This window comes from Nonomuraea rubra (assembly GCF_014207985.1).
GTDB classification, from domain to species: Bacteria; Actinomycetota; Actinomycetes; order Streptosporangiales; family Streptosporangiaceae; genus Nonomuraea; species Nonomuraea rubra.
In genome coordinates, this window is record NZ_JACHMI010000001.1 from 5,759,914 (window position 1) to 5,781,925 (window position 22,012).

Here is a 22,012-nt window from a genome sequence, read left to right on the forward strand (position 1 = left end):
GAGAGAAAGAGGGACATGGACAGCCAACCCGTCAAGCCGGTCCGGGTCCTGTCGCCGAGCGGCATGCTCGGCGCGGGCTGGGACCACGCGACCATCGAGCGCGGCCTCGCGCTGGGCGCCGACGTCATCAGCATCGACGCCGGATCGACCGACTCCGGCCCCTACTACCTCGGCTCCGCGACCCCGAAGACGACGGCCAAGGCGGTGGCACGCGACCTGCGCAGCCTGCTGACGGCCGCGGCGGGCGCGGGCATCCCCGTGATCGTGGGCTCCTGCGGCACGAGCGGGACCGACAGCGGCGTCGACTGGGTCGCCGGCATCGCGGCCGAGGTGATGGCGCAGGAGGGCCTGAACCTGAAGGTCGCCCGGATCTACAGCGAGCAGAACGCGGCCCGGTTGAAGGAGCACCTCGACGCGGGCCGGATCCACCCGCTGCCCCCGCTGGGGCCGTTGCACGCCGAGACCCTCGAGAGCTGCACCCACATCGTCGGCGCGATGGGCCACGAACCGATCGTCGCGGCGCTCCGCGCCGGCGCCCAGGTCGTGCTCGCCGGCCGGGCCACCGACACCGCGGTGGCCGCCGCCTACCCGCTCATGAAGGGCCTGCCCGCCGGGCCGGCCTGGCACGCCGCCAAGATCGTCGAGTGCGGCGGCCAGTGCACCGGCAACCCGCGCGCGGGCGGCGTCCTGGCCACCATCGACGCGGACGGCTTCACCATCGAACCGCTCGACCCCAAGGTGTCGTGCACGCCGATCTCGGTGGCCGCCCACATGCTCTACGAGACCGCGAACCCGTTCGAGATGCGCGAGCCCGACGGCACCCTCGACGTCCGGGACGCGCGGTACACGGCGGTCGACGACCGGATCGTCCGCGTCGAGGGGTCGAGGTTCCACGTCGCCGACCAGTACACGATCAAGCTGGAGGGCGCCCGGATCACCGGCTACGAGACCATGTCGTTCACCGCGATCCGGGACCCGCTCATCCTCGCCGACCTCGACGCCTGGGCGGACCTGATGCGCACGATGATCAAGCACCGGGTGGGCCAGACGCTCGAACTGGCGGACCACGAGTACGCCTTCGACCTGCGCCTCTACGGCCACAACGCGGTGCTGGGCGACCTCGAGCCCGAGACCGGGCCGCCGCGGGAGGTGGGCGTGATGCTGCTGGTCAACGCGCCCGACCAGGCCACGGCCACGGCGATCGCCAAGGTCGCCAACCCGCTGATGCTGCACCTGCCGACGCCCGCGATGGACTACCTGCCGAGCCTCGCGTTCGCGTCCTCGCCGGCCGAGGTCGAGCGCGGCGCGGCGTACGAGTTCGTGCTGAACCACGTCGTCGACTGCGACGACCCGACGAGCCTGTTCCGCATCGAGATGGCAGAGGGCGCCGATGTCTGAGACCACCCTGGCGGATCTCGCCCACGAGGTCCGGTCCAAGAACGCTGGCCCGTTCTGGGTCACCATGGAGCTCTTCATGCGCGACGCCGACGGCTACCGGATCGCCGCGGACGAGTCCTTCCTGAACGAGCGGGTGATCGCCGGGCTCTACCGGGTCGAGGAGAGCACGGTCCAGATCTTCCGGATCCCGTCGCTGAACGTCGTGAAGATCTCCTTTCCGCGTCCCATCAGCCAGGGCTCGCTCCGGGACCGCGACATGCACGCCGGCCAGCACCACGTCCCGCTCGCGCGCCTGCCGGTCGGGCGCCCGTCAGGCCGTGATCGCTGACGACCCCGGCGGGTGTCCTTGCCGGTGCGGCGTACGCCGCGCACCCGCCCGCCCTGCCGGACGCCGCATCGGCGCCAGACTTCGCGGGACGGGATTCAGAGCCAGCCGGCATCGCGGGAGATGCGGATCGCGTCGATGCGGTTGCGGGCCCCCACCTTGCTGATCGCGTTCGACAGGTAGTTGCGTACGGTGGCGTGCGACAGCGAGAGATCGCTGGCCATCTGGGCGACGCGGTTGCCCGTGGCGGCGGCGCGCGGGACCTCGGTCTCGCGTGGGGTGAGCGGGCTGCTGCCGGTTTCCAGGGCGGCGGCGACGAACTTCTTGCGGGACTCGGTGCTCAGCGGCATCCCGTGGCTCTCCATGAACGCGATCTGCTCCGGCGCCGTGGCGGTCATCGTGTAGACGAGATCGCCGCCGGGCCGCAGGTCGAGCTTGCCGACCTCGACGGTGAAGCCGTCCGGTGACCACCAGGAGGCGATGCCCCCGGGGGTGGTCCACAACTGCCAGACGTGCTCGGCGGTGGTCGGGTAGGTGCGCGTGATCCGCACGCTCGCGTGGGCCGGGTCATGGTTGGCTCCCTGTCGAGTGGGTGAGTGAGATCCAACCCTGCACCTCTGGCGGCCAGGACAAACAGATACAGATGTCACATGGAGCCCCGTGTGTTTCGCGGGGACAGGCCGGAACAGCGGTGGCCGAGGCCGGTGGCCGCTCCGGTGATGAGGACGGTGGCCACGGTGTGCTCCCTCCGTTCGGAGGAAGGGCGGTGGCGGGTCAGGAGGCGGGGCGGACGAGCTCGACGCGCAGGATCCGGTCGTCGCCGGGGCGGGCGGCGGTGCCGCCCCACGTCGCTCCGTCGGTGTTGGAGGTCGTGATCCACAGTGAGCCGTCGGGTGCCGGCTCCACCGTGCGAATCCGTCCGTAACGTTCGAAGAAGTACGCGACCGGGTCGCCGTCCGCCTGCGGACCGTTGACGGGCAGGCGCCAGAGCCGCTGCCCGCCGAGCGCCCCCATCCAGACCGCCCCGCCCGCGACGGCGATGCCGGACGGCGAGGCGTCGTCGGGATGGACGGTGAAGAGCGGGCGCTCGCCGTGCGCGCCGTTGCGGCCTTCGGACTCGGGCCAGCCGTAGTCGCGTCCCGGGCGCAGGACGTTCAGCTCGTCCCAGGCGCGGTGGCCGAGCTCGGATGCGTAGGCGGTGCCGTCCGGGCCGAACGCGATGCCCTGCACGTTGCGATGGCCGCTGGAGTAGATGGCGGTTCCCGAGGGGTTGTCCGCCGGGATGGATCCGTCGGGGCGGATCCGCAGGATCTTGCCGTTCAGCGACCTGTCGTCGGCCGCGTTCTCGGGCGAGAAGGCGTCACCGGTGCCGATCCAGAGGTTGCCGTCCGGCCCGAAGCGCAGGCGCCCGCCGTGGTGGCGGTCGGCGGTCTCGATCCCTTCCAGGACGACCCGGTCCTGGCGCAGGGAACGCAGATCGGCGGCCAGGCGCAGCGCCACGACGCGGTTGGTGGGCGAGGCCGACACGTATGCGTAGATGGTGCGGTCCCGGTCGAACGACGGTGACGCGGCCAGCCCGAGCAGGCCGCCCTCGGCGCTCACCTCGACGCCGGGAACCGTGCCGACCGGCACGGGGTCACCGCCCTGCGGGATGTGCACGATCCGCGCCGACGACCGCTCGGACACCAGCGCCGAGCCGTCCGGGAGGAACGCCAGGCCCCACGGCATGGCCAAACCGCGGGCGATCTCGGTGACCTCCCCGGGGACCAGGCCACGCGTCACCTGGGCAGCGCTGCTCTGTGACGCGCTGCTCTGTGACGCGCTGTTCTGTGACGCGCTGTTCTGTGACGCGGGGTCTTGTGACGCGCGGGGCTCCGGTGGCGCGCACCCCGGCAGCGAGACCAGGACGCCGAGGGCGGCGGCGACACCGAGGCGGCGGCCGGTACAGGAGCTGAGAAGCATGGCTGATCTGTCCCTTCATGGTGTTCGGGCGCGCCGGGCGAGGAACGGCTCGACGTCCCCGGTTCGTGCCGCTACCTGGCGAATCGGTGCTGCAACCGCCGGCAGGACGAGCCTGTCGTCCAGTACGGGCGTCGTAGGCGAGGTCATGCGGCCGCGCCGTTGGCGAAGACGGTCTGGCCGTTGACCCAGCGGCCGGGGCCGGCCAGGAAGGTGACGAGCTCCGCGATGTCCTGCGGGGTGCCGAGACGGTTCATCGGGCTCAGACCGGCGATCCGGTCGATGAGTTGCTGCGACTTGCCGTCGAAGAACAGCTCCGTGGCCGTCGGGCCCGGCGCCACCGCGTTGACCGTGATGTCGCGCTCGCCCAGTTCCTTGGCGAGGATCGGGACGAGGGCCTCCACCGCCCCCTTGCTCGCGGCGTACGCGCCGTAGGCCGGCAGGTGCAGGCGGGTGACGCTGGTGGAGAAGGCGACGATGGCGCCACCCGGCCGGATGCGGCGCGCGGCCACCTTGGCCACGACGAACGTGCCCCGTACGTTGACGCGCAACTGCCGGTCCAGCTCGGTCAGGTCCAGCTCGCGGATCGGCCGCAGCGCCATCACACCTGCCGCGTTCACCACGACGTCCACGGGCCCGAGGCGCTGCTCGACGGCGTCGAACGCGGCGGCGACCTCGCCCTCGTCGGCCACGTCGGCCCGCAGCGCGATCCCTCGGGCGCCGGCCGCCTCGATCTCGCCGACGGCGGCGTCCGCCTCCTTGGCGTTGGACGCGTACACGACGGCGACGTCCTGCCCTGCGGCGGCGAGCCGGGAGGCGACGGCGCGGCCGATTCCCCGCGAGCCTCCGGTAACGATGGCGATGCGCGATGCGGTACTCATGAACTTCCTCCACGACTGCTTGCTAACAGCCTTACGTTAGCATTGGAAATACAACGCTAACAAGGATCTGTTAGCAGCAGTGTGGAGGTGACCCGATGGAGGACATGCCGCGCAGCCGGGAGTCCGTCCCGGCCGGCCGCGTGTTTGCGCGCCGCCGGGGTGCCGTCAGACCACTCGGGAGACCAGCCCGGTGTCGAGGGAGTAGTAGGCGCCCACGATCTTGAGCCGGCCACGGGCGATGCGGGGGCCGAGCAGCTTGCCGTCCTTCAACTCGGCCACGGTACGCCTGGTGTGGATCCTGATCATCCTGTCCACGTCGCCGCGGGCGCTCTTGTAGGCGGGGCGCAGGTCCTCGACGATGCGCTGGAGATCGCCGGGGAGCCTGGTGCCCTCGCTCAGCGCGTGCGCGGCGGCCGTCACCGCTCCGCAGCGCTGGTGACCGAGTACCACGATCAAGGGGGTGCCGAGCTCGACCGGTCCGTACTCGATGGCTCCCGACACGAGCGGGTCGATCGTCTGGGCGGCGCTCCGCACGCTGAACAGGTCCCCGAGCCCGGCGTCGAAGATGAGTTCCGGTCCTACCCGGGAGTCGATGCAGGAGACGACCACCGCGTACGGGTCCTGCTTCTGCGCGACCTCGGCCCGTCTGGCCTGGTCCTGGTGGGGGTGGGCGGCGGCGCCGGCGGCCCAGCGCCGGTTGCCTTCCCTGAGCTTGGCCCAGGCCTCGTCGGGGGCGGCGGGGCGGCGGGCGTCCCGCGTCCGGCCGTGTGCCGCCCCGCCGTCTAAGAGCAGCCCTCCGGCCGCCAGGCCGGTGGCGCCCAACATGGTACGGCGACTGTAGATCTTGTTCGGCATGTATGCAGTATGCAGTATTCTGCAGATCTGACAAGCGCCTGCTTCACCCGTCAGCCGGGCGGTTAGCTGCCAACCGCTCGCTACCGTCGCCCGCCGAACTCCCAATCGTGGACCTCGATGTCGGCGTACCGGTCCAGGGTCAGGACGGCCCGTGCCGCATCCGGGTCCGGCGCCCGCACCAGCACCGCCGTACCCAGCCAGGTGCCGCCGTCGTCGGACAGCAGCGGCCCGTACGCGATCAGCTCGTCCCCGTCGGGCGGCGGGACCAGGTCGGCGGCCTGCCCGGAGCCGAGGCCCAGCACCAGATAACGATGGCCGCCGTCCCTGCCGCCGGGGAAATCCCACATGGTGCGCCCCAGCGTGTTGCGCCATCGGCGCAACACGACGTCCCGGTACACACCGGCCTGATAGTTGGGCTCGTCGAAGACGAACGCCCGCGCACTGGCCAGATCGGGCAGGTCGACGATGTGCACGCTGCCGGTGGCCGTGTCGCCACCGCGGACGAAGGTCGGGCCACGGGCGATCAGCTCCGCCGCGTACCGGTCCATGTAGGACCAGTGCTCTTCCAGCAGCTCGTCACGCAACTTCGCGGAACCAGGACGATCGCGGTGATAACAGAAGAACTCCATGCCGAGTACCTACCATGCACCGCAGCACGGCTCCATTCCGAGCCATGGGCGATCCTCCAGATGCGTAAGGAAGAGCTGGTCGAGGCGATGGCGCGGGCGTCGAGCCGCAGCGGGCAGGGACGGCAGACCGGGTCAGGCGCGACGGCGGAGGGGGAGTACGGCGCGGCCCGGCGTGGACGAGCGGAACGCACCGTAGCCGGTCATGGCCACGTCGATCAAGAGTCCCGCCACGACGGCGGCACCGGCGACGGCCAGACCCGGCATGGTGGTGGCCGCCAGCGCCGCGGCACAGGCGAGGAGGGCGACGCCATGGGCCAGGCTCGCCACCGTCAGCCAGCCGGTGGCGACGGCGGCCATGACGGCACCGCGCAGGTAGCCGCGTACCAGCCACAACGCGGGGACGGGAACCAGCAGCCACGACCAGGTCAGGGCGAACGACGCCAGCTCCGCCGGCACCGCCAGCAGGCCGCGCAGGTAGACATGGGCCGGCCCGGTCGCCAGCACCAGGACGAGCACGCAGGTGAACGCGACAGCGAGCCGGACGGTCACGCGCCGGGCCGCGCTACCGCGCGGCTGCTTGCGGAGCGCACCGGCGGCCACGGATTCCCAGTCGCTGGTGGGAGAGGCGAAGAGCATCGCCAGCTCGTACAGCGCGGGCCAGACCACCAGGGAGGCCGCCGAGCGGGCCGAGTGCGCGACGGCGATCGTGGTGACGAGCATCGGGGCCATGACGAGCAGGCGCGCCGCCGACACGTCGGCATGGCGGCGGATCAGCTCGATGTACGGGCTCGGCCCGGGTGGCGGCTCGCCGGGAAGCGCGCGGGCGATCACAGCCAGGCAGGCGGCCTCGGTGAAGGCTCCGGCCGACAGCGCCAGCCCGGCGACCAGCGCTCCGTGCTGGGGCCAGAGCGCCGTACCCGCCCAGGCCAGGGCGAGGGTGCCGAGGATGCGCAGGGCGGTGGCCGAGGCGATCGGCCGGGTCCGTACGGTGACGATCAACCGTCCGTGCAGGTAGCGGCGCAGGGCCACGCCGAGGGCGTTGGGCGCGAGGCCGAGCAGTCCGGCGCGGATGTGGCCCAGCAGCACGGCGTCGGGGTCGAAGGCCAGCCGCACGAGTGCGACCAGCGGCGGCAGGGTGGCCAGCGCGACCAGGACGAGGGCGGCCGCCAGACCCGTCAGCAGCGCCTGGCGGCGCAGCCGTTGCCAGGAATGGCGGCTGTACGCGGTGACGGCGAGCGGCGTGATGGCCAGCCCGGGGGAGTTGACCACGACCAGGATCGCGACGCAGATGCCCATCGCCGCCAGCACCTGCGGGCCGCCGGTCGAGCGCGCCGCGGCGGCGTAGACGATGGGGATCTCCAGGACCAGCATCGACGCGCCCAGTGCCGTGGGCCACCAGAGGCCCAGCAGCCTCCGCTCGGCCGATGCCACGGGATCACGTCCTCTCCGGATGCGTACGGCAGGGCGCGGCCGAGAACCGCGGCGTGCCGCCGGTCAGGAACGGCCAGTTCGGCGAAGAACTCCTCGGCCCTGCGATGATCGGCCTTGATGAGGGTGATGACGTCGTCTGCCACGGCCCCTTCGCTCCCCTGCTCCCGCAGCGCCAAGCCGATCATGTGCCGGCGCGCCCGCCCCGTTCCCGGCGGTCGTGTCCAGGACGATGACGGTCGGCTGAGCTGCCCTGGTCCTCAGGGGTTCTTGCCCATGGCCTTGCGGATGACGTCGCGGGCCCGGTCCATCATCGCGACCGGGGTGCCGACCAGCACGTTCTTGGTGGCCGACTCGGTGCCGGGGTGCGGGTGGGTGGGTGCCATGGCCTCGGCGGCCTTGACCCCGACGGCCATGCTGCGGCGCTCGGCCTCGGTGGTGTGGCCGCGAAGCTGGGTGAACTCGTACCGCTCCTCGCTGCGGGCGTGCGCCTCCACGGCGGCGCGCAGCATCAGGAGGTTGTCCATGAAGTCGGGCGCGTCGGGGCCGGCCTGGTCCATCCGCGACAGCAGCTCCTTGGCCTGGTTCTCCTCTTCGAGCCGGTCGTCGACCACGCCGTCGCCGCCGTCGATCTTGCGGCGGGCGTAGGGGTGGACGATCTCCTCCTCGGCGGTCTCGTGGACCGCGAGCAGCCGTACCAGGCGAGTGAACGCCTCCCCACGCTGGCCGGCTGGCGCCTGCTCGACCTCGTCGAACAGGTCCCTGATCATCGCGTGCTGGGCCAGCAGCAGGTCGATGACGTCCGTTTCGGCCATGGTTTCCGGCGCGGTTCTGGTCATGGATCTTCCTCCTTCTCCGGGTACGGGCGTGGCCTACCCGGCAGAACCTGGAACACGCCTGGGGTGCGTGAAGGCCGCCGGGATCCTTACCGAGTCCGGGCCTTCACACGGGGGCGGCCAGAGGTTGGGCCGGGAAGCTTCGGGTAGGCGGGCACATCGCATGTTTCCGACCGCGAAGGAGCGGACGCACATGACCTTCAATCCACTGCGTGAGCGGGGCATCCCGCTGGACAAGCAACTGCGGAACTGGCGGGAGCTGAACGTCACGCCGATCGATCCGGACCACGCCGATCCGTACACGCGCTGCCGGATCATCACCATGAACGGGATCGAGGTGGAGGCCATCCTGTTCAGCCACCAGCTCGCCCGCCACTGCCCCGACCTGGAGATCAAGCAGCAGCTCGCCCGGGTGCGCTACATCGAGGCGCAGCAGCAGAAGGCGGTCAACTGGCTGCTGCCCGGCCTGGCCTCCGTCCTGGAGACCACGATCGCGTACGAGCAGGTGGCGGTGGACCTGACCGCCTGGGTCGCGCGGATGGAGCCGGACCGGTACCTGCAGCAGGCCTACCAGTTCGGCGTCCTGGAGGACTTCGACCACCTCTACCGGTACGCCAACCTGTACGAGATGATCGAGCACCGCAAGGCCGAGAAGATCGTCGACCAGCTCACCGAGGTCATGCCGGGCCGCCCCACGTACCTGCACCACCGCGACCCGATGGACAACGTGCGCGAGCCCTACGACCGCGAGAACACCGCGCCGATCAGCAAGCTGCACGCCCTGACGATCATGTCGGCCGAGCAGCAGACGATGAACTTCTACATGAACGTCGGCCCCACCTACATGGAGCCGATCGCCCGGCAGCTCTACCAGGAGATCGGCCTCATCGAGGAGGAGCACGTCACCCACTACGAGTCGCTGGTCGATCCGGGCGAGAGCTGGTGGGAGATGCTGCTCAACCACGAGTACAACGAGTGCTACCTGTACCACTCGTTCATGGAGACCGAGTCCGACCCCAAGGTGAAGAACGTCTGGGAGCTGCACCTGAACATGGAGCTGGAGCACCTGCGGCTGGCCGCCGAACTGTTCAAGAAGCACGACGGCCGGGACCCCGAGCAGGTGTGCGCGCCCGAGCTGCCCGCCCCGGTGACGTTCGAGCCGAACAAGTCCTACCTGCGCGAGCTGATCGCCACCCAGATCGACTACACCACGCTGGGCACCGGGTACGTCCAGGAGGCCCACGAGCGGTTCGAGAAGATGCAGGAGGCGCTGATGGGCGGCGAGAAGGCGCCCTCCGAGCGGGTCATCGACGACAACCGCGCCAAGTCCGGCGAGGAGTACCGGCTGCAGACCGAGGGCGAGCACCCCGTTCACAGCCTGCAGATGCAACGCTGACGGTGCGGCTGCCTCGAGCCGGCGTGCCTTCGCCCCATTCAGGTTGACTGGTGCGCCGGCACGTCGGCGCCGTGGAGTTCCCGGTGCCAGAGGTCGGTGCAGATGCGTTCGATGCCGGTGGTGAGGTGGCGGCGGTAGGTGGTGAAGGGCAGGCCGAGTTGTTCTGCGGCGAGTTCCTGGGTGGGGGTGCCGTGCAGGAAGGTGATGGACAGGGCTCGGTGGAGTTTGGCTGAGCGTGGGTCTTCGCGTAGGTCGTCGATGGCTTGGCGGAGCAGGTCGCTGAGTGCCGTGCCCGGATCCTGCGGTGCTTGGTCGGCGATGAGGCGGGTGCGGGCCAGGGGGGAGGTGGCCAGGGCGCCGGGTCGTGGGAGCTGGCGGAGTGCTTTGCGGACGGCTTCGGTGAATTCCGTCTGGGACAGGACTGCCAGGTCTGAGGTGGTGGGGTCGGGGGTGTCGGTGGTGCGGCCGAGGAGCAGGCGGTTCATGCGGTCGAGCCAGGTGTGTGCCGGTACTGCGCGCCAGTCGTGGACGAACAGGGTGTAGGGGGTGTTGTCGAGTCGTGGTTGGGCGGGGATGGTGCGCATGCCGTAGCGCTGGAGGTGTTCGGTCCAGGCTCGGTTGGGGCGGCGGATGGCGATGTAGGACCAGGCCATGCGTTCGGCGCGGAGGCAGTTGCCGATGATGCGCGATTGGATGAGGTCGAGGACGGGGGAGGTGTCGCGGTGTTGCGGTAGGACCCACAGGCGGCTGATGGCGAGGTGTTCGCCGGCGCGCAGCGGGGTGGTGGCGCGTGCGTGCGTCCACGCCGCGGCCACGATGGGGTCGGCGGTGAGGTGGTGGTCGTCGGGTTCGGTGAGGCGGAGCCAGGTGGAGAAGGCGACGAGTTCGCCGGTTTCGGTGCGCCGGTAGAGGCGGAAGGCTTCGGGGTGGTGTGCGGCCCAGTGGGCGGCGGTGCGGGCGGAGGCGGGGCCTTCGGCTGTTGTGGCGAGGCGCAGGAGTGTGCCGAGGTCGTGGGGGTGGAGGGTGTCTTCCTGGAATTGGCCTTCCTGATGGCCTTCCTGATGGTGGTGGTGGGTGGGGGTGTGGTGGTTGCGGTGGAGGTAGAGCAGGGAGGCGACGGCGGGCAGGACGTCGGTGTCGGTGGTGGTGCGGATGGTGTCGGCGAGGTGGGTGTAGATGCGGTTGTGCATGGTGGTGTAGCCGTCGGGGTCGCGCCAGCGTAGGTCGGTGTCGAGGAGTTCGCGGACGAGGTCGTGGGGGAGGAGGCCGTGGGGGCTGGATTCGATGAAGGGCAGGTGGCGGAGCCAGCGGAACAGGTGGGGGGCGTCGTGGGGGAGGGCGGCGCGGAGGAGGGTTTCGGTGGTGAGGTGGGCGTGGGCGCAGATTTCGAGGGCGTGTTGGTGGGCGGGGGTGGGGAGTTCGCCGACGAGTTGGTCCAGGAGGGTGGCGACGACGTTGTGGTGGGGGGTCCAGCGGGTGCTGGCGTGGCCGTCTTTGATGGCGACGGCGGCGCCGAGCAGGAGGGCGAGGGGGTGGCCGCCGGCGAAGGTGAGGAGGGGGTCGCGTAGGTCGGGGGGGACGGCGCAGGAGTCCAGGAGGGCTTGGGCGTCGGTGGGGGGCAGGTCGTGCAGGGGGAGGATGGTCAGGGCGGTGGTCCAGCCGGGGTCGGCTTGCCAGCGGATGTCGGGGGGGTTGCGTGCGGCGATGGCGACGAGGGCGGTCAGGGGCAGGTGGGGCAGGAAGCGTTCGCGGAGCCAGCTTTCGAGGGCTTGGATGCGTTCGAAGTTGTCGATGAGCAGGATGGGGTCGGGGTGGCCGGGTGCGGGTTGGGCGTGGGTGGCGAAGGCGGTGGCGAAGGCGGTGGCGAAGGCGGTGGCGAAGGCGGTGGGGGAGGGTTCGAGGGTGCGGCCGTCGAGGGTGGTGACGGGCCGGCCGGCGAGGGTGGCTTCGTGGGCGAAGCGGCGGAGGAGGGCGGATTTGCCGATGCCGCCGGGGCCGTGGACGTAGAGGACGTTGCAGCCGCCGCCGTACAGTGCGGCTTTGAACAGTGCGATCTCTTCCTCGCGTCCGACGAAGGCCTGTTCGCGGGCTGCTTCCAGGCGTGATCCCAGCAATTCGGGCTGGTTACTGCTCCCCGATGACATTTCCCCTGATCCCCCTCCGAACACCACGGCAAGTCCTACGCGTCCACAACAGGTGCGGCAGGGGTCAGAGCAGCTTGTCCTGGGTGAAGGGGACGTCCCGGAGCCGGCGGCCGATGGCGTGGTAGATCGCGTTGCCGATGGCCGCGGGCACGCCGGTGCCCGGCGTCTCGCCGAAGCCGCGGGCGCCGAGTGCCTGGCTGTCCGAGATCGGCTGGTCCACGAACAACGCCTCCACCGACGGCGTGTCGGCGCAGACCGGGACCAGGTAGGTGGACAGGTTGGGGTTGACGACCCGCGCCGTGACCGGGTCCACCATCGTGTGCTCCATCAGCGCGAACCCGATGCCCCAGGTCACGCCCCCGATGACCTGCCCGCGCGCGGTGCGGTGGTTGAGCACGCGGCCCAGGTCGTGCGCGGTCACCACGCGGGTCACGCGCAGCCTGCCCACTCTCGGCTGGATCCGCACCTCGAGGAACACCGCGCCGAACGAGTGCCCGCCCGTGTTGGGCTTGCGTCCGGTGACGTCGACCTCCTGGCCATGGCGGGTCACGACCTCGCGGTAGGTGTCGGCGCGGTCGCGGTCGCCGCGGAGGAACAGGCGGCCGCCCTCGGCCACGACCTCCGCGGCGGGCACGCCGTGCAGCGGGGAGCGCGGGTCGGCGATGGCGAGCGCGATCACGGCGGCCTTCGCGCTCTTCGCCGCCTCGGACACCGGGCCCACCACGCTGGGCATCGTGGACGACCCCGCCGACAGCGACGCGTCGGGGTACGCGGTGTCGCCGAGCAGCGTCGTGACGTGGCCGAGCGGCAGGCCGAGCTCGTCGGCCGCGACCTGGCTGAGCACGGTGTACGTGCCGGTGCCGATCTCCTGGGTGGCCGCCCGCACGGTCGCCCGCCCGTCGAGGCCGATGGTGAGGCGGACCGTGGACGGGATGTGGCCATAGGTGTGGGTCTCCGTGGCCATGCCCCAGCCGACGTACTCGTCGCCGTCCCTCATCGTGCCCGGCCTGGGGTTGCGCCGGGCCCAGCCGAACGCCTCGGCCGCGGCCCGGTAGCACTCCAGCAGGTGCTTGCCGCCGTAGGGCCGCTCGGTCTGCCCGTTGGCGTCGGTCGGCTGGACGACCTCGGTGTGGTTGCGGATCCGGAGTTCCACCGGGTCGAGGCCGAGCTCGTAGCTCAGCTCGTCCATCGCGGTCTCCAGGCCGAAGTGCGCGGTGGTCTCCGGCGAGCGCATGTAGCTGGACGTCGGCAGGTCCAGCCGCACGCCGAGCTGCCGCACGCGGACGTTCGGGCAGGCGTACAGGTGGAGCGTGGAGTCGCTGCCGTTGTAGATGCGGCCGTCCAGGCGGGTGACCTGCGCCGTGGAGGTGTCGGAGATGGCGGTCAGGCGGCCCTGGCGGGTGGCGCCGAGCCGGAGGTGGTGGCGGTACTCGGCGCGGTGACCGTTGGAGGTGTACATCTGCGCGCGTGACAGCACCAGCTTCACCGGCCGGCCGGCCAGGCGTGCCGCCGCCGCGGTGAGCAGCGTGTGCGGGTAGGTGGGGCCCTTGGCGCCGAAGCCGCCGCCCAGGTAGGGCGAGACGACCCTGACGCTCTTGGGAGGACTGTCGGTGCCGGCGAAAGCCTGCGTCACCATGTTGCGGGTGAAGACCACGCCCTGGGTGCTCTCGTACAGGGTCAGCGTGCCGTCCTCCCAGACGGCGGTCGTGGTGTGCGGCTCGATCGGGTTGTGGTGCTGCATCGGGCTGCTGTACGTCCGGTCGACGCGCACCTCGGCCTGTTCGAACGCGGCGGCGGCGTCGCCGCGGCCGTCCTCGTTGTTCCTGTTGCGGAACTTCTCCGGCAGGAACGCCTCGTCGAGCACGTCCGCCATGCGGGCTACCGGAGCCTCCGCCCGGTAACTCACCCGCACCAGGTTCGCGGCCTCCTGCGCCTGCTCCAGGGTCTGGGCCACGACGTACGCGACCGGCTGCCCGCTGTGGTGCACGCGCGCGTCCTGCATGGGGATGAAAGGCCTGTTGTACGGAAAATCCGGCACTGTCAACCGCAGCATGTCCCTGTGTGTGTAGACCGCGACGACGCCGGGATGCGCCAGCGCCGCCCTGGTGTCGATCTCCACGACCTCGCCGCGGGCAATCGTGCTCATCACCAGGAAGCCGTGCAGCGCGCCGGGCACCTCGTTGTCCGCGGCGTAGCGGGCGGCGCCGGTGACCTTCGCCCGGCCGTCCACCCGTTCCACGCCCTGCCCCACCAGCATGCTCATCGGAGCCCTCCCAGCTCGTTGAGGATGCTCGTCAGCGCCCGCTGGACGAGCTCGACCTTGAACCTGTTCCCCTCGCGCGGCGCGGCGTCCGCGACCAGGAGCCGGCCCGCCTCGGCGATCGCCTGCGCGGTCAGCGGCCGGCCGCGCAGCGCGGCCTCGACGCGGGTGTCCCGCCACGGGCGGGTGCCCACCCCGCCGAACGCCAGCCGTACGTCCCGCACCACGCGCCCGCTGGTGCGCAGCGCGGCGGCCACCGACACCACCGCGAACTCGAACGTGGCCCGGTCGCGCAGCTTCAGGTAGCGCGACCGCCCGGCGAGGGCGGTACGCGGCACGTCCACCCGGGTGATCAGCTCGCCGGGGCGCATCGCGGTCTCCTGGTCCGGGGTGGCCCCGGGCAGGAGGTAGAAGCCGGCGATGGGGACGGCGCGCTCGCCGCCGGGGCCGAGCAGGTGCACGGTCGCGTCCAGGGCGGTCAGCGCCACCGCCAGGTCCGAGGGGTGCGTGGCGATGCAGGCGTCGCTGCCGCCGAGGATCGCGTGCCCGCGGTGGTGGCCGTTGATCGCCGGGCAGCCGCTGCCCGGCTCCCGCTTGTTGCACGGCGAGGCCGGGTCGCGGAAGTACCCGCACCTCGTACGCTGCAACAGGTTCCCGCCGATCGAGGCCATGTTGCGGACCTGCGGGGACGCCGAGGCCAGCAGCGCCTCCGACAGCATGGGGAACTCCCGCCGCACCCTGGAGTGCTCGGCGACCTGCCGCATCCGGGCCGCCGCGCCGACGCGCAGCCTCCTGGAGTCGAAGGCGACCTCGTCGAGGCCGAGGTGGTTGACGTCCACGAGCTGATCGTGGGCCTCCGCGCCGTCCCGCATGAGGTTCAGCAGATCGGTGCCGCCCGCCACGAACGTCGACGCGGGCGTGCTCGCGGCGACCCGCACGGCCTCGGCCGGGCTGCCCGCGACCGTGTAGCCGAAGGTTCTCATCGCCGCACCTCCTTCGCGGCGTCGGCGACGGCGGCGACGATGTTCTGGTACGCCGCGCACCGGCACAGATTCCCGCTCATCCACTCGCGGATCTCCGCCTCGGAACCCGTGTGCCCCTCGTCGATGCAGGCCACCGCGGACATGATCTGGCCGGGCGTGCACATCCCGCACTGGAAAGCGTCGTGCCGGATGAACGCCTCCTGCACCGGGTGCAGCTCCTCGCCCCGCGCCAGCCCCTCCACTGTGGTGATCTCGGCCCCCTGCCGCATCACCGCCAGCGTCAGGCACGACTTGACCCGCTCGCCGTCGGCCAGCACCGTGCACGCCCCGCACTCACCCCGGTCGCAGCCCTTCTTGGTGCCGGTCAGGCCGAGCCGCTCGCGCAACGCGTCCAGCAGCGTCACCCTCGGCTCCAGGACGACCTTGCGCGCCTGCCCGTTGACCGTCAGAGCGACCTCCACCGACGCCCCGGGAGCGACGGCGAACGCCTGGGCGGTGGCGGCGGTCCGGGCGGCGGCTGGAGCTGCGCCGACGCCCGTCCCGGCCGCGGCCGTGCCCGCGGCGGTCACCGCGATGGCCTTGAGCACCGTGCGGCGGGTGTGCGCGGGCCTGTCAGGTAAGGGATCGTGTTCCACCGGGACCTCCAGGAGTCGTTGCCGCAGTTCGGTGATCTTCGCGCCCGCCTCCGGGTCCGGGTCGTCGGTCTCGATGGACGAGACGGCGTCCGCGACCAGCGGCAGCGCGATCTCGTCGGCGCGGCGGCGGGCGGGGTGCGTGAGGAACGCGCGGTAGCCGTCCAGGTCCTCGATCGCGAAGACGGCGGCCCACTCGTACTCGCCGGCGTGGTCGCGGCCGACGGCGAAGGATCTCACCGAGGGGATGGCCTTGCCCTGGTCACGCAGGCTCTTGAGAGCCTCCGTCCGCTGTCGCGGGGTCGTGTCCGCTCTGAAGGTGAACCGGCTGCCGTGATAGATCATCGCGTCCCCTCGTCGCTAGTGCTGTTAACAGTATTTAGTTAGCAGCAATCACGAATCAAGGCGTGCTAACAAAGATGTGATAGCGGTGTTCGCTGGAGATGTGGTCAGACCATCAGGCTCGCGTCGGGGGCATGACGTCCGCATCGGTGAAAATCACCTATTTCCGCCCCGGAGCCCGCCGTATCTCCTTGCGCGAGGCCAGCGGCGGCCGAGCCGCACGCCGCGCCCAGCTCGTCCTTGACGTGCTGAACGTCAGACGGCCGGCTCCGGGGCCGGGAAGTGGCGAAGGAAGCGGTCGGCGGTGGCCCGCGACCCGGTCAGCGTGAGGTCGCCCCCGGCGAGAACGTCGTCGAGGGAGCGGGCCCGGCCGAGCACCGCGGCCAGGGTCTGCGGGCTGGTCTCGATGACCAGGTCCAGCTGTTCCGGGATGGACTCGACGCGCGTCAGCTGGAGACGGTCGGCGTCCATCCGCACCAGGAAATGGTGCTCGCCGAGCCGCAAGCCGACGGTGAGGTCGAGCGCTTCACCGTCGGTGGACGCGTACAGGGCCTTCAGTGACAGCGCGGCGGAATCCGCGCTGAGCGGCAGGTCGTCCGGCAGTGCGGGGGAGCGGCTGCTCCAGCGGGCGAGGTCGGTGATGATGGGCTCCAGCTCGGCGCCCCAGCTGGTGAGCTCGTAGATCCAGGAGCCGGCGGGCGGGGACAGCTTGCGGCGCTGCACGATGCCCGCCTCCCCGAGCTCGCGCAGGCGCTGGGTCAGGACGTCCGCGCTGACCCCCGGCAGCCCGGCGCGCAGGTCCGTGAAACGTTTGGGCCCGAGGATCAGCTCCCGCACCACCAGGAGCGCCCAGCGCTCTCCCACGAGTTCGAGGGCGTGCGCGATCGCGCACCCGTCGCCGTACCTCCGCTTGCCCACCATGCCACCCACTTTACCAGCGGAGATCCGTCAATCCATCCTTCTAGTTGTTTTTTCCAACTAGCGAGTTGTAGTGTCCGACCATGCAATGGCGACTCGGGAGATTCAACATGGACGTCCAAGACCCAAAACAAGATCGCAAGCTGCGCGCCCTCGCCACGTTCCTGCGCGTTTACGGCGTGCTGTCACTAGCGATCTTCGTGCCGCTCTTCCTCGGCTTCCTGGTGCGCACGCCCCTCCTGGCGGAAGCCGGCGGCCCGCTGAACTGGACGATCTGGAACGACGTCAGCTCCGGCCACGAGCATGCCCACGTGCCGCCCATGCTGTTCGCGATCTACATCGTGTGGGGCGTGTTCCTCCTGGTGGCGGCCCGGAATCCGCTCGCCAACAGATCGTTCCTGTCCTTCACGATGTGGGCCAACCTGGCGCACGGGCTGCTCATGGCCGGACAGGCGGCCATGGATCTGGATCGTTACTGGAGCAAGTTCCTGACCGACATCCCGTTCGTCCTGATCCTGGCCCTCGGCATCTTCCTGCTCCGGCCCTCCCGCCGGGCGGCGGCCGGATGACCGCCTGTCCGGACAGTGCGGGCGCTCAGTACGCGAGCTCCCCGATGCCGCCGTCGACGCGCAGCACGGTGCCCGCGGTGTAGGCGGACTCGTCCGAGGCGAGATAGACGGCTGCCTTCGCCAGCTCGGTGGCGGTCCCCAGGCGATGGAGGGGCACGGTCTTCTCGAGTTCGTCGTAGATGGCGGCCTGCCGCTCGGGGCCGAGCGGCTTGAACGTGTCCGTACGGGTCGGCCCCGGGCTCAGCCCGTTGACCCTGACGCCCCGGTCCCTCAGCTCATAGGTCAGCCCGCGGGACAAGGACAGCAGGCCCGCCTTGGCGGCACCGTAGACGGCCGCGTTCTCGTGCCCGACGAAGGCCGAGACCGAGCCGACGAGGATGACCGAGGCCTGCCGTGACAGGAGCGGCAGCAACGCCTTGATCAGGAAGAACGGTCCCTTGAGGTTGGTGGCGACGAGCCTGTCGAACGCCTCCTCGGTCCACTGCTCGATCGGGAGATGGGTGACGTCGGCGGCGTTGCTCATCACGATGTCGAGTCGCGGCCACTCCTGGCGCAGCCGCGCCAGGAGTGCCGCCTGGCCGGGTACGTCGCCGGCGTCGCTGAGGATGGGCAGCACCGGGCCGTCCAGCTGCCGGGCGGCCTCGTCCAGCCGTTCCCGCGAGCGGCCGGTGATCGCGACGGCCGCTCCCTCGGCGAGGAACTGCCGGGCCGTCTCCAGCCCGATGCCGCCCGTCCCGCCTGTGATGAGTGCGTGCTTTCCTGTCAGACGACCCATTGACCTCATACTCCTCATCAGATCGCGGTCCGGCCGCCGTCGGCGGCCACGACGGCGCCGGTGACGTAGCTGGCCTGGTCGCCGGCGAGGAAGGCGATGACCTGGGCGACCTCGGCCGGGCCGGCGGTGCGCTTGAGCGCGGTCGTCAGGCCCATGCCGCCCAGGTCCGGCCCCATGGCCGCCACCACCTTGGCGGTGGTCATCGGGCCGGGTGACACGGCGTTGACGCGCACGTTCGACCCGGCGAACTCGGCCGCCCAGGTGCGGGTCAGGGACTCCAGCGCTGCCTTGGTGGCGCCGTAGACCGCCATCGGCGGCATGCCCAGGCCGGCCGCGGTGGAGCTGACGTTGACGATGCTGCCGCCCCCGCCGGCGGCCATCTTCGGCGCGAGCTGCGCGACCAGGATGAACGGCGCGCGCACGTTGACCGCGAAGGCGGCGTCGTAGGCGGTGAGGTCCTGGTCGGCGGTCGCGCTGAACGGGACGATGCCCGCGTTGTTGACGAGGACGTCCACCGCCCCGGCGTCCTCGGCCAGCCGCCGCACGGCCTGCGGGTCGGCCAGGTCGGCGGGGATGAAGCGCACGGTGCCGGTCGCGCTCTCGCGCACGTCGTCCACGACCTGGGCGCCGCGGTCCGGGTCCGTGCCAGTGATGATCACGTCAGCCCCGCGGGCGGCGAGGATCCTCGCTGTCGCGTGCCCGAGGCCGCCGATGGCGCCCGATCCGGTGACCAGTGCCGTCTTGCCGTTGAAGTCCATGTCGTGCTGCCTTCTCCGTTGGGCGCGCTTCCGCGCCCGCCAACTTTCATGCGGTCGTTCAAGAAGTTCTCGCCCGTCACCGTACGGCACTTTCGTGCGAGCGGTCAAAAAGTCGTACGATGGGCACATGGCACGGACAGGACGCCCCCGCGCATTCGACAAGGAGCAGGCCCTGGAGCGCGCGCTCCTGCTGTTCTGGTCCCGGGGCTACGGAGAGACCTCCATCCAGGACCTGGTCGACGCGCTGGCCCTGGAGCGGGGCAGCCTGTACGCAGCCTTCGGCGACAAGCGGCAGTTCTACCTGACGGCGGTCCAGCTGTACTGGGACACCTACGAACGCGAACTGGTCACGGCGCTGGCGGCCGGGCCGGTGCTGCCGGCGCTGCGCGAGGTGCTCGCCAACCCGGCCCGGGCACACGAATACGCCTCCGACGCCGGTGTCCCGCAAGGGTGCATGATCGGCAACACCACCGCCGAGCTGGTCCCGCACGATGCCGAGGCCCGCGACATCGTCGCCCGCTCGCACGCCCGCTTCACCCGGATCGTCGCCGACGCCCTGCGGCGCGCGCAGGCCGATGGCGAGGTCACGCGGGCCGCCACCCCCGAGGCCCAGGCGCAGCTCCTGCTGTTCACCGTCCAGGGCCTGTCCCTGGTCTCCCGCGCAGGACTCGACACGGCCGCCGCACTCGCCGCCGTCGACGCCCTGATCGACGCCCTCCGCGCTTAGAGGGCCGAACGTGCCGGCCGGAGTTGCCAGGCGCCGCCTTGTGCCGGCCGCCGCCGTGACCCAGCAGAATCAGGGGACGAGTGCCGCGGGCGTGTTCCGGCGTCCAGAGCACGCCGGCGCCAGGGGTTCTGTCAGGCCGCCACCCGCTCGCCCGCCTGCGGGTCAGGTGAGATCGGCCTCCGGCCCCTGAGCAGTACGGCTCCCACCAGCGTGAGCGTGATGGTCTGCAGCACGAGCATGACGCCGAAGTCCACCGGTTGGAGGGGCAGCACGCGCATGCCCAGGTGGAAGCCCAGGTGCACGCCGACCGCCATCCAGAGCCCGCCGCCGCGCACCCGCGCCGCCGTGCACGCGAAGCCGAGCGCCACGGCCATGACCACGTAAAGCAGCCGTTCCGTCACGGTGTCGGCCGCGCTCTGGGAGAAGATGTGCAGAACGCCGAATCCGGCAGAGGAGATGAACACGACCGCCCGTGGCGACAGCCGTGTCGAGAGGGTCTCGAAGAGGTGGCCGCGCCAGAGCAGTTCCTCCGGGAACGCCTGGCCGAGCAGGACGATGACGGCGGCGAGCGGCAGCCAGGCATAGACGGATGGGTCGATCGGCACCCACGTGGACGCTCCCATGGCGAGGGCGAGCCCGTTGGCGGCCAGGACGGGCACGGCGCCCGCGAGCACGCCGAGCAGGACGCCGGAGGGATTGCGCCAGCCCAGCGCCTGCCACGGCCGCCTGCCGGGGAAGCGGCGGATGAGGTGGACGAGCAGCAGCGCGGTGAGCGTGATGCCGAGCGCGCCGAGAGACTCTCGCAGCGGGTTCGCCTGATCGAGGAGCAACGCGGCGGGGAGGGAGCCGGCGAGGGCCTGGACCAGCATGACGACCATGACGAGGACGACGGACCAGAGGGTTCTCATGCCGGGAACGCTATGAAGGCGCGGGCATGGCGCGCATCGGGCTGGAGATAGAGATCACCATGACGTTGGTCATGGTGACTGGTGATTCGTCCCGTCAAGCCACTCCGCGCGGAGGGGCTACGGTGCCGTCGAGCGTGTGGGTGCACGGCAGCAGGATCTGCCGCTCGTAGTCGCCGACCGGATCGGTGATCTGCGAGGTCAGGAGGCTGACCGCGCGGCGGCCCATGGCGTTGCGGGGGATGCGCAGCGTGGCGATCGGGTCGAGGCCCGACTCGCCTCCGGGGTCGTCCACGAGCAGCACCAGCGACAGGTCGCCCGGGATGTCGAGGTCGCGCAGCCTCGCCATGGCGGCCAGCACCCGGACCAGGCTGACCGCCTCGACGAGGACGGCGGTGGCGCCGTCGCGCACGGCCCGGTCCAGCCACTGGGCGGTCAGGTCGTCGGGACGGGTGAACAGCGGCTCCGGCACGGGCAGCCCGAACCGCTCCAGGGCCGCGCGGAAGCCCTCCCACCGGTCGGTCTGCGGCTCGTCGCGCCTGGCCTCGCCGAGGTAGGCGAAGGTGCGGTGGCCCAGGCCGACCAGGTCGTCCACGATCCGGCCGGTGGCGGCGCGGTAGTCGCCGCCGACGTAGGAGATCTCCGTGCCGGGGACCTCGCGGTGGCCGATGTAGACGAACGGGTGCCGGTCGGCGGCCAGCCGGGTCAGGTCCTCCCGGTGGGTGTGGTGGCCGAGCAGCAGGCTGCCGTTGGCCTGGCGCAGCCCGTTCACCGAGCCGCTGTAGAGGCGGCGCACGCCGTCCTCGTCCGGGGCCGCGGTGAACAGGACGAGGTTGCAGCCCTCGATCCCCGCCTGCTCCTCGATGCCCTGAAGGAACTCGAAGTAGTAGTCCCTGGCGCTGGTCGGGAAGATCGGCTCGAAGGTGTGCACGCCGAGCAGCAGCGGCGCCTGCCGCGGGCCGCCCGCCGCGCGTTGCTGGCCGGCCGAGACGTACTTGAGCTGCCGGGCTGCTCTGAGCACCTTGCGCTGGGTCTCGGCCGAGATGCGGCCGAGGTCGCCCGAGCCGGTCAGCACCATCGAGACGGTCGACTGCGACACGCCGGCCTCCCGTGCGATGTCCGCCTGGCTGGGCCCTCTCCCCCTTGATCGCGACATGCCCCGATTCTGCATCAGTAATAGCCGGACTGTCCAGTGCTGATATTTGCACTTCTATTAGCTATTGACTCCCCGATTTGGACCCGGCTTAACATGTGCGAAACCTAACAGGCCTGGCGAAGAGAAGGCTGAAAAA

Annotated in this window: 21 protein-coding genes and 1 pseudogene; 5 read left to right on the forward strand and 17 right to left on the reverse strand. The window is 71.0% G+C overall.

Features of this window, described 5'->3' with window-relative positions; genetic code table 11:
* Positions 1-15: 15 nt before the first annotated feature.
* Complete coding sequence (locus HD593_RS26080) at positions 16-1,398, forward strand: acyclic terpene utilization AtuA family protein (RefSeq protein ID WP_185104717.1); 1,383 nt, start codon at positions 16-18, stop codon at positions 1,396-1,398.
* Positions 1,391-1,726 (forward strand): DUF4387 domain-containing protein, encoded by a 336-nt coding sequence (locus tag HD593_RS26085; RefSeq protein WP_185104718.1) that lies wholly within the window; start codon positions 1,391-1,393, stop codon positions 1,724-1,726. Before HD593_RS26080 ends, HD593_RS26085 begins: the two co-directional genes overlap by 8 nt.
* Positions 1,727-1,821: 95 nt before the next feature.
* Here the strand turns inward: HD593_RS26085 and HD593_RS26090 are convergent, their stop codons facing one another.
* From HD593_RS26090 to HD593_RS26120, 7 genes are all read right to left on the reverse strand, one after another.
* Positions 1,822-2,274, reverse strand: a complete 453-nt coding sequence (locus tag HD593_RS26090) for a LuxR C-terminal-related transcriptional regulator (protein ID WP_221524964.1) — start codon at positions 2,272-2,274, stop codon at positions 1,822-1,824.
* A gap of 223 nt (positions 2,275-2,497) precedes the next feature.
* Positions 2,498-3,505 (reverse strand): PQQ-dependent sugar dehydrogenase, encoded by a 1,008-nt coding sequence (locus HD593_RS26095; RefSeq protein ID WP_221524965.1) that lies wholly within the window; start codon positions 3,503-3,505, stop codon positions 2,498-2,500.
* 323 nt (positions 3,506-3,828) lie between these two features.
* Positions 3,829-4,563 (reverse strand): SDR family oxidoreductase, encoded by a 735-nt coding sequence (locus HD593_RS26100; RefSeq protein ID WP_185104720.1) that lies wholly within the window; start codon positions 4,561-4,563, stop codon positions 3,829-3,831.
* Between the two features lie 165 nt (positions 4,564-4,728).
* On the reverse strand, positions 4,729-5,418 hold the full coding sequence (locus HD593_RS26105; RefSeq protein ID WP_185104721.1) for a carbonic anhydrase: 690 nt from the start codon (positions 5,416-5,418) through the stop codon (positions 4,729-4,731).
* Between the two features lie 80 nt (positions 5,419-5,498).
* Entirely contained in the window at positions 5,499-6,047 is a 549-nt protein-coding gene (locus HD593_RS26110; protein WP_185104722.1) for a YciI family protein, read from the reverse strand.
* A 132-nt stretch (positions 6,048-6,179) separates the two neighbouring features.
* Positions 6,180-7,478: a hypothetical protein gene (locus tag HD593_RS26115; protein WP_185104723.1), complete on the reverse strand. Its 1,299-nt coding sequence runs from the start codon at positions 7,476-7,478 to the stop codon at positions 6,180-6,182.
* A gap of 257 nt (positions 7,479-7,735) precedes the next feature.
* On the reverse strand, positions 7,736-8,314 hold the full coding sequence (locus HD593_RS26120; RefSeq protein WP_246546729.1) for a hemerythrin domain-containing protein: 579 nt from the start codon (positions 8,312-8,314) through the stop codon (positions 7,736-7,738).
* A gap of 190 nt (positions 8,315-8,504) precedes the next feature.
* Between HD593_RS26120 and HD593_RS26125 the strand changes: the two genes are divergently transcribed.
* A complete protein-coding gene (locus HD593_RS26125; RefSeq protein WP_185104724.1) occupies positions 8,505-9,707 on the forward strand; it encodes a hypothetical protein in 1,203 nt (400 codons plus the stop codon).
* Between the two features lie 38 nt (positions 9,708-9,745).
* Here HD593_RS26125 and HD593_RS26130 read toward each other — a convergent pair whose 3' ends face one another.
* The 6 genes and pseudogenes from HD593_RS26130 to HD593_RS26150 form a co-directional block, all read right to left on the reverse strand.
* The gene (locus HD593_RS26130; protein WP_185104725.1) at positions 9,746-11,821 is read right to left on the reverse strand and encodes an ATP-binding protein; all 2,076 of its coding nucleotides are present in this window, start codon (positions 11,819-11,821) and stop codon (positions 9,746-9,748) included.
* A gap of 94 nt (positions 11,822-11,915) precedes the next feature.
* Positions 11,916-14,114 (reverse strand): xanthine dehydrogenase family protein molybdopterin-binding subunit, encoded by a 2,199-nt coding sequence (locus HD593_RS26135; protein WP_185104726.1) that lies wholly within the window; start codon positions 14,112-14,114, stop codon positions 11,916-11,918.
* On the reverse strand, positions 14,111-15,094 hold the full coding sequence (locus HD593_RS26140; protein WP_185104727.1) for an FAD binding domain-containing protein: 984 nt from the start codon (positions 15,092-15,094) through the stop codon (positions 14,111-14,113). The genes HD593_RS26135 and HD593_RS26140 overlap by 4 nt, the downstream gene beginning before the upstream one ends.
* The gene (locus HD593_RS61785) at positions 15,091-15,555 is read right to left on the reverse strand and encodes a (2Fe-2S)-binding protein (protein ID WP_312904449.1); all 465 of its coding nucleotides are present in this window, start codon (positions 15,553-15,555) and stop codon (positions 15,091-15,093) included. Before HD593_RS61785 ends, HD593_RS26140 begins: the two co-directional genes overlap by 4 nt.
* Positions 15,556-15,822: 267 nt before the next feature.
* A pseudogene (locus HD593_RS61790) lies at positions 15,823-16,071 on the reverse strand (Dabb family protein); the annotation flags it as partial.
* 252 nt (positions 16,072-16,323) lie between these two features.
* The gene (locus HD593_RS26150) at positions 16,324-16,989 is read right to left on the reverse strand and encodes a winged helix-turn-helix transcriptional regulator (protein ID WP_185104729.1); all 666 of its coding nucleotides are present in this window, start codon (positions 16,987-16,989) and stop codon (positions 16,324-16,326) included.
* 107 nt (positions 16,990-17,096) lie between these two features.
* On the opposite strand from HD593_RS26150, the gene HD593_RS26155 reads away from it, so the two are divergent.
* Positions 17,097-17,555 (forward strand): DUF6632 domain-containing protein, encoded by a 459-nt coding sequence (locus HD593_RS26155; protein ID WP_185104730.1) that lies wholly within the window; start codon positions 17,097-17,099, stop codon positions 17,553-17,555.
* A 25-nt stretch (positions 17,556-17,580) separates the two neighbouring features.
* Here the strand turns inward: HD593_RS26155 and HD593_RS26160 are convergent, their stop codons facing one another.
* Positions 17,581-18,330, reverse strand: a complete 750-nt coding sequence (locus tag HD593_RS26160; RefSeq protein WP_185104731.1) for an SDR family oxidoreductase — start codon at positions 18,328-18,330, stop codon at positions 17,581-17,583.
* A gap of 17 nt (positions 18,331-18,347) precedes the next feature.
* Positions 18,348-19,088, reverse strand: coding sequence for an SDR family NAD(P)-dependent oxidoreductase (locus tag HD593_RS26165; protein ID WP_185104732.1), 741 nt, complete (start codon positions 19,086-19,088; stop codon positions 18,348-18,350).
* Between the two features lie 127 nt (positions 19,089-19,215).
* On the opposite strand from HD593_RS26165, the gene HD593_RS26170 reads away from it, so the two are divergent.
* A complete protein-coding gene (locus tag HD593_RS26170) occupies positions 19,216-19,815 on the forward strand; it encodes a TetR/AcrR family transcriptional regulator (protein ID WP_185104733.1) in 600 nt (199 codons plus the stop codon).
* A gap of 131 nt (positions 19,816-19,946) precedes the next feature.
* Here the strand turns inward: HD593_RS26170 and HD593_RS26175 are convergent, their stop codons facing one another.
* Positions 19,947-20,723, reverse strand: a complete 777-nt coding sequence (locus tag HD593_RS26175) for a CPBP family intramembrane glutamic endopeptidase (RefSeq protein ID WP_185104734.1) — start codon at positions 20,721-20,723, stop codon at positions 19,947-19,949.
* Between the two features lie 94 nt (positions 20,724-20,817).
* The gene (locus HD593_RS26180; RefSeq protein ID WP_312903713.1) at positions 20,818-21,891 is read right to left on the reverse strand and encodes a LacI family DNA-binding transcriptional regulator; all 1,074 of its coding nucleotides are present in this window, start codon (positions 21,889-21,891) and stop codon (positions 20,818-20,820) included.
* Positions 21,892-22,012: the final 121 nt, after the last annotated feature.

Excerpts from the sequence above, each read along its gene's own strand:
- HD593_RS26080 (WP_185104717.1), top strand. The coding sequence starts at position 16 with ATGGACAGCCAACCCGTCAAGCCGGTCCGGGTCCTGTCGCCGAGCGGC.
- HD593_RS26085 (WP_185104718.1), top strand. The coding sequence starts at position 1,391 with ATGTCTGAGACCACCCTGGCGGATCTCGCCCACGAGGTCCGGTCCAAG.
- HD593_RS26100 (WP_185104720.1), bottom strand. The coding sequence starts at position 4,563 with ATGAGTACCGCATCGCGCATCGCCATCGTTACCGGAGGCTCGCGGGGA.
- HD593_RS26105 (WP_185104721.1), bottom strand. The coding sequence starts at position 5,418 with ATGCCGAACAAGATCTACAGTCGCCGTACCATGTTGGGCGCCACCGGC.
- HD593_RS26110 (WP_185104722.1), bottom strand. The coding sequence starts at position 6,047 with ATGGAGTTCTTCTGTTATCACCGCGATCGTCCTGGTTCCGCGAAGTTG.
- HD593_RS26120 (WP_246546729.1), bottom strand. The coding sequence starts at position 8,314 with ATGACCAGAACCGCGCCGGAAACCATGGCCGAAACGGACGTCATCGAC.
- HD593_RS26125 (WP_185104724.1), top strand. The coding sequence starts at position 8,505 with ATGACCTTCAATCCACTGCGTGAGCGGGGCATCCCGCTGGACAAGCAA.
- HD593_RS26135 (WP_185104726.1), bottom strand. The coding sequence starts at position 14,114 with ATGAGCATGCTGGTGGGGCAGGGCGTGGAACGGGTGGACGGCCGGGCG.
- HD593_RS26140 (WP_185104727.1), bottom strand. The coding sequence starts at position 15,094 with ATGAGAACCTTCGGCTACACGGTCGCGGGCAGCCCGGCCGAGGCCGTG.
- HD593_RS26150 (WP_185104729.1), bottom strand. The coding sequence starts at position 16,989 with ATGGTGGGCAAGCGGAGGTACGGCGACGGGTGCGCGATCGCGCACGCC.
- HD593_RS26155 (WP_185104730.1), top strand. The coding sequence starts at position 17,097 with ATGGACGTCCAAGACCCAAAACAAGATCGCAAGCTGCGCGCCCTCGCC.
- HD593_RS26160 (WP_185104731.1), bottom strand. The coding sequence starts at position 18,330 with ATGGGTCGTCTGACAGGAAAGCACGCACTCATCACAGGCGGGACGGGC.
- HD593_RS26165 (WP_185104732.1), bottom strand. The coding sequence starts at position 19,088 with ATGGACTTCAACGGCAAGACGGCACTGGTCACCGGATCGGGCGCCATC.
- HD593_RS26170 (WP_185104733.1), top strand. The coding sequence starts at position 19,216 with ATGGCACGGACAGGACGCCCCCGCGCATTCGACAAGGAGCAGGCCCTG.
- HD593_RS26175 (WP_185104734.1), bottom strand. The coding sequence starts at position 20,723 with ATGAGAACCCTCTGGTCCGTCGTCCTCGTCATGGTCGTCATGCTGGTC.
- HD593_RS26180 (WP_312903713.1), bottom strand. The coding sequence starts at position 21,891 with ATGCAGAATCGGGGCATGTCGCGATCAAGGGGGAGAGGGCCCAGCCAG.